Below are 7,907 nucleotides of genomic sequence, written 5' to 3' on the forward strand. Positions count from 1 at the left end.
CTCAAGTCGCCATTGAATTACCTTGATTTTAAAGGAATATTGATAATTTGTCTTACTTTGACTAGCGTTGTTTAATCCATAGACACCAAGTTCCTTGATATTAGTAACCCAGTTACGAATGGTGTCTGTTCCTTTAATACCAAACTTTTTCCGTATTTTATAAGGCGGAATACCTTGTAGGTACATCGTGACTGCTTCAATTTGTACTTCTTTTGAAAACATAGTAAAACCCCGTAAGTTTTGGAAATTACTCCAACTTACGGGGTTCAGTTCACTCGCCCATGTTGTGCGAGTGTCTTTTTTGATTAATTTCATAATTGATCGACAGTTAAATCAGTTAATGACTGTAACCACTGTTGCAATGACTGATCACTTGTTTCAACTTTAAATGGTGTTGTGGAATAGACAACGGCAACATTTTGCCAGCTAATTCCGTCTTGATCGATAAACGATTTTGCCAGTTCTTGAATATTATCATTAGTTACAGTCGCCAACTGGCTAGTTCCTGAAAAACGTGTGAGGTACCAATTAACAGCTAATTGTTGACCAATGACACCGCTAATATCCATGTCCTGGTTCATCAAACGAACCGCCTGTTTAGTTGGTAAAGCGGGAACTTCCTTTTTTATAAAGCGAGAAAATTTTGACCACTGACCAATAATAATTGCATAAAACTGCCAAGGCACTTTAATGGCAATTTGCGCCAGCGTTTGAATCGTGATCTTATCCATATCCCACAATCCATCCTCAGAAGTCTCAACTCCCTGTTCAGCCCACTCTGCTAAAAAACGTTGCATGGTTTCGTCAACTAGCGTAGATGTTGACCGTTGTGTTAAAACATAACGACCTTGCAAAAAGTCAGCAACAGTTGACCTGTCAATCATGGCGTTGGCTTGACGTTGAGCATGCTGTTTCAGCTGACGACTTTTCTTACTAGTGCTGACACCTGCATAATGCCCTTGTTTAACCACAATACACCTCTCTCATTACCTATTTTGCTCGACTAAGCAACCAAGAAACTAAAATAACCACAATAACTGCACCAATAATCGATGGAATAATCGCCATACCGGCAACATTTGGTCCCCATGATCCTAGTACCAGCTCACCTAACCATGAACCAACTAAACCAGCGACAATATTAGCGATCCAACCCATAGAACCACCGTTTTTCGTTACAGCTCCTGCGATGGCACCAATAACTGCACCAATAATAAGTACCCAAATTAAATGAAACATCATGAACTCCTTCCTAATTGTTAACTATCATCCCAACCTGTGCTACAATGAGCAGAAATGAGGAGGGACAATAACATGTATTTAACATTTTCTAACACCGCACAAAAGCGGATTAAACCCTTAATAACGACAGATACTCGTATCGCGCTTGACTTAGACGATGGTGTTGGACCATTTTCAGATGCTGCCACATGCACTTTTGATGTGGCCTTCAACTTAGTCCTTTGCCAAGATAACGATCTATCAGATGACTTCAATGTTACGATTGATAGTGATCTGGGTCCTGTCTACATCAAAGATTATACAACAGAACAGTTAGACTCTGCACTTAATTTGGACGTTGACCGTTATCTACGTTACAAACTTACCGGTCCATCAGGTATTTTAGACCCTAATGTCACATTACGTAACTTACAACCTGTTGGTTAACGATTCATCATTAATTAGTTTTAAATGCAAATAAACCGAGACAGATAAAATGTCTCGGCTTATTTTTTATCTATTCGGTAAGGTTTGTTCTAACTGCTGTATTTTATTAATCAACGCATCTTCGATAATTTCATGGCGCGCCAATTCTTGCCTAGAAACTCCAGAATTTTGTACAGGTTTTAACACAACTGATTTGCCTTGATCATCTGTGGCCTGATGTAGTTGTTCGTTTTCCTGACGTAAACGTTCATTTTCTTCCGCCATTAGCTGCATGGTTTCTTGTAACTCAGTCGCTTGTGATTGATAAATTTCTGCACCTGTGCGCCATTTGTCAGCTTCTTTTTGTGCTTCATGTAAGGCATCTACTAATTGTTGTATTTCTTCTTCACTTCTTATTTTCAATTTGTTTGCCCCCTCGAAATAATTGTATAAAAAAAGCCATCCACCTGGATGGCCATTGAACTCCGAATGTCGGGCTCGAACCGACGACAGCACGATTAACAGTCGTGTGCTCTACCAACTGAGCTAATTCGGAATGATGCATCGCGACGTCCTATCCTCGCAGGAGGCGATCCTCCAACTACTTTTGGCGCTACTGAGCTTAACTACTGTGTTCGGTATGGGAACAGGTGTGACCTCAGTGCCGTCATCACGACACGATAATGTAAGTATGTCACTCACAAAAAATAATATTAGCTTGAAATATCAGATTTGTCAACATTTTCACACGAACATGACTAACAAAGAAATTTCAATCTGTTTGACCCATAAAAAACGTCTGAAATCTAAAGAATTATAGATTTCAGACGTTTAAACTAGTTATTAATATTTTCTATTGATTAGCAACATTTTCTCGCAGGATATCATGCAGGCGTTCATACAGGATACCAACTCTTAACCCACTTGTTGAGAAAGTAATTTTTTCAGAATCTAAATAATTCATTAACAGAATAACAGGTATCAAACCACCAACAATAATATCGGCACGATCTTTACTGATACCAGGTACCTCTTTGCGTCCTTCAAAGTCCAGACTAATAATGTCCTCAAATGTTTTGTTCACTTGTGTATCTTTAATTTGATAACCGTGAACATCTTCCATATTGAACAGTCGATCACGACGCCGGTTAATCTTAGCAAGCGTACGATTGCTACCACCCAAACCAATAATTGGCAGGTTCAAACCATTCTTTAGCCACCAAATATTTTGGAAAATTTCATTAATTGAAATAACAGCTTTGAATAATTCAGAAGCCGAGACATGATTACCTAAATCATATTCGGAAGAAATAGTAACAGAACCGATTGGAATACTAATTAGGTTAGTCACTTTACCATTCTGGACGAGCACAATTTCAATACTTGCCCCACCAGTATCAATTAGAATGGCATTGGTAATTGGCAAAGTTTCAGTGACCCCGATATAGTCATAATAGGCTTCTTGCGTACCCGAAATAACTTCTAGATTAATCCCAATCTCTGACTTTACTTGTTTCAAAAACGCTTTTTGATTTGATGCCTGACGTACCGCAGCCGTTGCAACAGCCTTAATACGCACATTATCTAATTTTTTATAGATATCCTTGAATGAATGTAAAGCCTTCATTGTTCGTTCAATAGCTGCTGGTTGTAAGATTTTCTTTTCACCCATATTTTCAGATAAACGCACAAACTCCTTCATATGCGTCACTGTTTCATGCGTACCATCTTCATTAATACGGGTAATTGTCATTCGAACTGAATTAGATCCCAAATCAATTACTACAAAGTTTTCCATTAAACTTCCTTTCTATTATTAAGTCGATTATCTTTCCTCACCAAACAGATCATGTTGATTTTCTGGGCTCATCATAGGTTGAAACTGGTTTGGATTTTGCTTATGTGAATCCAACTGTTGTTTTTCTGCCCACTGTGTTGCTTGCAAAGCAAAGTAATCTTGCGCATCTAATGAAGCCCGACCCCGGCGATCAACCCGATTATATGTGCCGTCGACATCGAGTACCCGTGTTCTCACATTATCATCCCACAATGTTTGATAAATCGATAAAACACGCTGTGCTAAGTCGGGTTGTTCAACTGGGAACAGTTGTTCGACCCGTCGATTTAAGTTTCTTGTCATCAAATCAGCTGACGACAAGTAAACTTGCTTTTCACCTTCAAAATCAAAAATATAAATTCGACTATGCTCCAAAAAGCGGCCGACAATTGAATGTACACTGATTGAATCACCGATGCCTTTAATACCAGGTTTCAAACAACAAATACCTCGAATCAGTAAATCAATTTTTACACCAGCATGCGATGCTTCGTACATTTTAGCAATCATTTCCTGATCAGACAAAGAATTCATCTTCATCTGAACATGTACTGGCCGACCGAATTGCGCATAACGAATGGCCTGATCTAATTTATCAATAATAAATTCTCGAATACCATTTGGCGAAATATGAAGTTTATGAAAGTATGGTGGCCGAGAATAACCAGATAACATATTAAATATATTTGTCACATCGACACCAATATTATTATTTGCTGTTAACAAACCAATATCCGTATAGAAATGGGCTGTACTATCGTTATAATTTCCGGTCCCTAAATGAACATATCGTCGAATACCACTTTCTTCACGCCGTACAACTAAGGATAGTTTAGAATGCGTTTTTAAGCCAACCAACCCATAGATTACATGACATCCCATGCGTTCAAGTTGACGTGCCCAGTGCACGTTATTTTCTTCATCAAACCGTGCTTTAACCTCAACCAAGACAGTCACCTGTTTACCATTTTGTGCTGCACGACCCAAATATTTAATAATTGGTGAATTCCCTGACACCCGATATAGGGTTATCTTAATTGCCAACACACCTTTATCAATAGATGCTTGACGAATAAATTCCACTACTGAATCAAATTTATCATATGGATGCTGCATTAACCGGTCTCGTTCTTGCATCGATTCGAAAATATTATGATCATCATTGAGATCTGTATCCTGGTAGGCTTGAAATGGCGGATACTTTAATTCATCTTTGTCAGCTACTGTGCTATACAATTTACCTAGGAAGTTTAGATCAACCGGACCATTAACCTCATAAACCGAATCTTCGTCAGTTCCTAATTCACGTACCAGCCGTTTCCGCAACTTTTTACTAATATCAGATTCAACTTCTAACCGAATAACTTTTCCATGTTCACGTAACTTTAACTGCTGTTGCACTTCTTTCAATAAATCAGATGTATCTTCTTCAGCCACATCCAAATCCATATCACGAATGACTCGAAAAGTAGATACATCATGAATATCGTAATTAACAAATAATTGGTCAACAAATTTCTTAATGATATCTTCTAATAAGATAAAATCATTCTCTGCCTTTGGTAGTCTGACAACACGTGGAAAGATACTTGGTACTTGCAGTGTCGCATATAACGACTTATCATGCCCCTTTTTACTCAAGCGTAATGATAAGTTGATCGTATCATTACCAATAAATGGGAAAGGACGAGAAGTATCATCTGCCATTGGTGTTAGAACCGGATACAGTTCATCATGAAAATAGCTCTTTATGAACTGCAACTGTTCATCATTTAATTCTTCAACTCGTAATAGATTAATACCCACCTGCTTAATCGCTGGCAACAAAATACGATTCAACGTCGTATATTGCTTGACCAATTGTTCATGGGCTTTATCATTAACGGCCTTTAATTGTTGAGCTGCTGACAATCCTGACGCATCATGGCCATCCCATTTTACTTCAACTAACTTTGCTAAAGAGGCCACCCGAACCATCACAAATTCATCCATATTACTCTGTGTAATTCCCAAAAATTTGAGTCGTTCTAATAATGTATTGTGCTTATTACGTGCCTCTTCAAGCACCCGATCATTAAAATCTAACCAGCTTAACTCGCGGTTAGTGTAAAATTGTGGGTCTTCATAATCAATTTCTGTCATTACTTAACCCCCCTCTGTTTCAATATTGCCTTTAGGCCATATGTTTCTTGAAAAAAATGACTTTTAGAATTAAAAATCCAATTTTCATAGGCCAAATTGTCATTACTGTATGCTGAAATCACGACACTTTTACTTTTTATTGATACTGAAATTTTCTTAATCTTTTGTTGGCGATCATCATCTAGTGCATCTGCTAAACGCAGAATTGCCGCTAGCTTTGAAATTAATCGTCTATTATCTGCAGAAATTTGGCTAAAGTGGCTCAAATCCTCACTTGGCGTAGTTGAACTATGATACTTCGCAATTGCAGCCACGATTTCCAATTCTTCACTAGATAGACCAATAATATCCGAATGTCTAATAATATACTCAGAATGCAAATAATGAGAGTGGACACCAATATAATTACCAACATCATGTAAAATAGCTGCAATTTCTAATAGTACCAGCTCTCGCTTCCCCAATGTATGGAGTGGTTTCAATTGAATAAATAAATGCCGAGCAAATTTAGTAACAAGTTCACGATGGATTGGTTCTACATCATAGTGGTCTGCTAAATTTACAGCCATAGTAATTATTTGATCGGTAAAATCATGTTTTGAAAAACCAAGAGCAACTTCTTCATCGTTAACAATCCCATCAACAATTTCTGAGTCTGAAAAACTAATTTGACTAGCACTAGTTAACTGAATAATCCGCCGAATCAATAATAATTCTGGCAATATCAGCGGTACAGCATCTTCGTTAACCTGCAATTGATTAATCAGGTACTGGTCTGAAGCATCTACCATGTCATCAACTAAATCATTAAAAACCGCAATTGAGAAAGCTGGCTTCTGCTCCTGCTTGAGGTATTGTGTGACTAAATTTTTAATCGGCGACGTCCCTAATAGAATAATTTTGGAATTCGTTTTTGCTGATACAGCATTGCCAAGAATACCAATATCAAAATCCTTTAATTTGCTATCAATATAATCATTCAAGACACTAATAGAGTTTGGCGCAGATTGTCGTAAACTTTCTAAATCTTCCGAAATTTTGATTGGTCCTATTGCAAAATTAGTCGATGTCACAAAGTCACCATTATCAAAACGAGTAATGGATGTATTCCCTGAGGTAATACCAACCAGGTAGGCAATACCTTCACTGTCCTCATTATCTCTTTTAAGTTCCAGTGAAATATTTTGATTACGATAATATGCCTCGTCACTCATTGATAGCCATCGAACTTCAATACCTGTATGCAAGAAAAATTGATCTGCCATAAAATCAGCATTCAGCGCCTGTGATAAAGCCTGACTACCCCATAATTGATAATTTTCAACACCATAATCATGTAGTATCTGAATAAAGCCAGTTAGTGCTTCAACAATTTTACTAACTGATTCAAATCTAACTGGCTGTTGATGGTAGACATCATCACCTAAATTAATTTCTTTTACAACTTTTTCAAGAGACTTATGTGTTTTTAGATTAACAATCAACAGTTCCACCCCAGTAACGTTGACTGTCATAACGCCAAAATATTTTTTATTCATTTGAAGTCTCCCCAATTCTTCTTTTTGAATTTAATTCTTATATGATAGTATACAATAAATTGTCAAATTTAATCTGCAAAAATGGATTAATGACATAAAAAAATCCTATTATACTTTCCCTAATACTAAGGTCTCATAGTTCAAAACACCTATGCAAGTTTACACGATAATTTTAAAAATTTTTGATATACAAAAAAGCTCCTATAAACCTTGATAACAAGATTTATAGGAGCTACACGCATGCCGACTGGGGGATTCGAACCCTCGACCTACGGTTTACGATACCGTTGCTCTACCAACTGAGCTAAGTCGGCAATTACTCCGAATGTCGGGCTCGAACCGACGACAGCACGATTAACAGTCGTGTGCTCTACCAACTGAGCTAATTCGGAATGATGCATCGCGACGTCCTATCCTCGCAGGAGGCGATCCTCCAACTACTTTTGGCGCTACTGAGCTTAACTACTGTGTTCGGTATGGGAACAGGTGTGACCTCAGTGCCATCATCACGACACGTTTTTATTGAGTGAACTTAGTTCCCTCAAAACTGAATCATAATTACTTATTTTTCTTGCCTTACACCACTTGCTACTTGGTTAAGTCCTCGAACCATTAGTACTAGTCCGCTCCATGTGTCACCACATGTCCACTTCTAGCCTATCTACCTCATCATCTCTGAGGGGTCTTACTTCATTTCTGAATGGGAAATCTCATCTCGAGGCGAGTTTCACACTTAGATGCTT

The 7,907-nt window shown here is 37.8% G+C and carries 8 protein-coding genes, 3 tRNA genes and 3 rRNA genes; 1 reads left to right on the top strand and 13 read right to left on the bottom strand.

Annotation, left to right across the window (positions count from 1 at the left end; translation table 11 throughout):
* The 3 genes from FFM62_RS09760 to FFM62_RS09770 form a co-directional block, all read right to left on the bottom strand.
* Window positions 1–222, bottom strand: a 222-nt coding sequence (locus FFM62_RS09760; protein ID WP_137604529.1) for a helix-turn-helix domain-containing protein, incomplete at its 3' end; no start/stop codon positions are given.
* A gap of 89 nt (window positions 223–311) precedes the next feature.
* Complete coding sequence (locus tag FFM62_RS09765; RefSeq protein WP_115471740.1) at window positions 312–971, bottom strand: hypothetical protein; 660 nt, start codon at window positions 969–971, stop codon at window positions 312–314.
* Window positions 972–990: 19 nt separating this feature from the next.
* Complete coding sequence (locus FFM62_RS09770; protein ID WP_075268888.1) at window positions 991–1,239, bottom strand: GlsB/YeaQ/YmgE family stress response membrane protein; 249 nt, start codon at window positions 1,237–1,239, stop codon at window positions 991–993.
* Window positions 1,240–1,314: 75 nt separating this feature from the next.
* Here FFM62_RS09770 and FFM62_RS09775 point away from each other — a divergent pair, with 75 nt between their 5' ends.
* Window positions 1,315–1,668, top strand: coding sequence for an iron-sulfur cluster biosynthesis family protein (locus tag FFM62_RS09775; protein WP_115471739.1), 354 nt, complete (start codon window positions 1,315–1,317; stop codon window positions 1,666–1,668).
* Window positions 1,669–1,734: 66 nt separating this feature from the next.
* On the opposite strand, the gene FFM62_RS09780 is transcribed toward FFM62_RS09775, so the two are convergent.
* The 10 genes from FFM62_RS09780 to FFM62_RS09825 all read right to left on the bottom strand — a co-directional run.
* Window positions 1,735–2,070, bottom strand: a complete 336-nt coding sequence (locus tag FFM62_RS09780) for a hypothetical protein (RefSeq protein ID WP_210727734.1) — start codon at window positions 2,068–2,070, stop codon at window positions 1,735–1,737.
* Window positions 2,071–2,130: 60 nt separating this feature from the next.
* Window positions 2,131–2,203, bottom strand: a tRNA-Asn gene (locus FFM62_RS09785).
* 5 nt (window positions 2,204–2,208) lie between these two features.
* A 5S ribosomal RNA gene (gene rrf, locus FFM62_RS09790) occupies window positions 2,209–2,325 on the bottom strand.
* A 175-nt stretch (window positions 2,326–2,500) separates the two neighbouring features.
* The gene (locus FFM62_RS09795) at window positions 2,501–3,445 is read right to left on the bottom strand and encodes a Ppx/GppA family phosphatase (protein ID WP_115471738.1); all 945 of its coding nucleotides are present in this window, start codon (window positions 3,443–3,445) and stop codon (window positions 2,501–2,503) included.
* 27 nt (window positions 3,446–3,472) lie between these two features.
* A complete protein-coding gene (locus tag FFM62_RS09800; protein WP_115471737.1) occupies window positions 3,473–5,626 on the bottom strand; it encodes an RNA degradosome polyphosphate kinase in 2,154 nt (717 codons plus the stop codon).
* On the bottom strand, window positions 5,626–7,164 hold the full coding sequence (locus FFM62_RS09805) for an HD domain-containing protein (protein WP_115471736.1): 1,539 nt from the start codon (window positions 7,162–7,164) through the stop codon (window positions 5,626–5,628). The genes FFM62_RS09800 and FFM62_RS09805 overlap by 1 nt, the downstream gene beginning before the upstream one ends.
* Before the next feature lie 241 nt (window positions 7,165–7,405).
* A tRNA-Thr gene (locus FFM62_RS09810) sits at window positions 7,406–7,478 on the bottom strand.
* A 5-nt stretch (window positions 7,479–7,483) separates the two neighbouring features.
* A tRNA-Asn gene (locus FFM62_RS09815) sits at window positions 7,484–7,556 on the bottom strand.
* Between the two features lie 5 nt (window positions 7,557–7,561).
* Window positions 7,562–7,678, bottom strand: a 5S ribosomal RNA gene (gene rrf, locus FFM62_RS09820).
* 78 nt (window positions 7,679–7,756) lie between these two features.
* A 23S ribosomal RNA gene (locus FFM62_RS09825) occupies window positions 7,757–7,907 on the bottom strand; the annotation flags it as partial.

The sequence above is a fragment of the Weissella thailandensis genome (assembly GCF_005405465.1).
GTDB lineage: Bacteria > Bacillota > Bacilli > Lactobacillales > Lactobacillaceae > Weissella > Weissella thailandensis.

Coding starts and splice junctions, on each gene's coding strand:
- FFM62_RS09775 (WP_115471739.1), top strand. CDS start 1,315: ATGTATTTAACATTTTCTAACACCGCACAAAAGCGGATTAAACCCTTA.
- FFM62_RS09800 (WP_115471737.1), bottom strand. CDS start 5,626: ATGACAGAAATTGATTATGAAGACCCACAATTTTACACTAACCGCGAG.
- FFM62_RS09795 (WP_115471738.1), bottom strand. CDS start 3,445: ATGGAAAACTTTGTAGTAATTGATTTGGGATCTAATTCAGTTCGAATG.
- FFM62_RS09805 (WP_115471736.1), bottom strand. CDS start 7,164: ATGAATAAAAAATATTTTGGCGTTATGACAGTCAACGTTACTGGGGTG.
- FFM62_RS09770 (WP_075268888.1), bottom strand. CDS start 1,239: ATGTTTCATTTAATTTGGGTACTTATTATTGGTGCAGTTATTGGTGCC.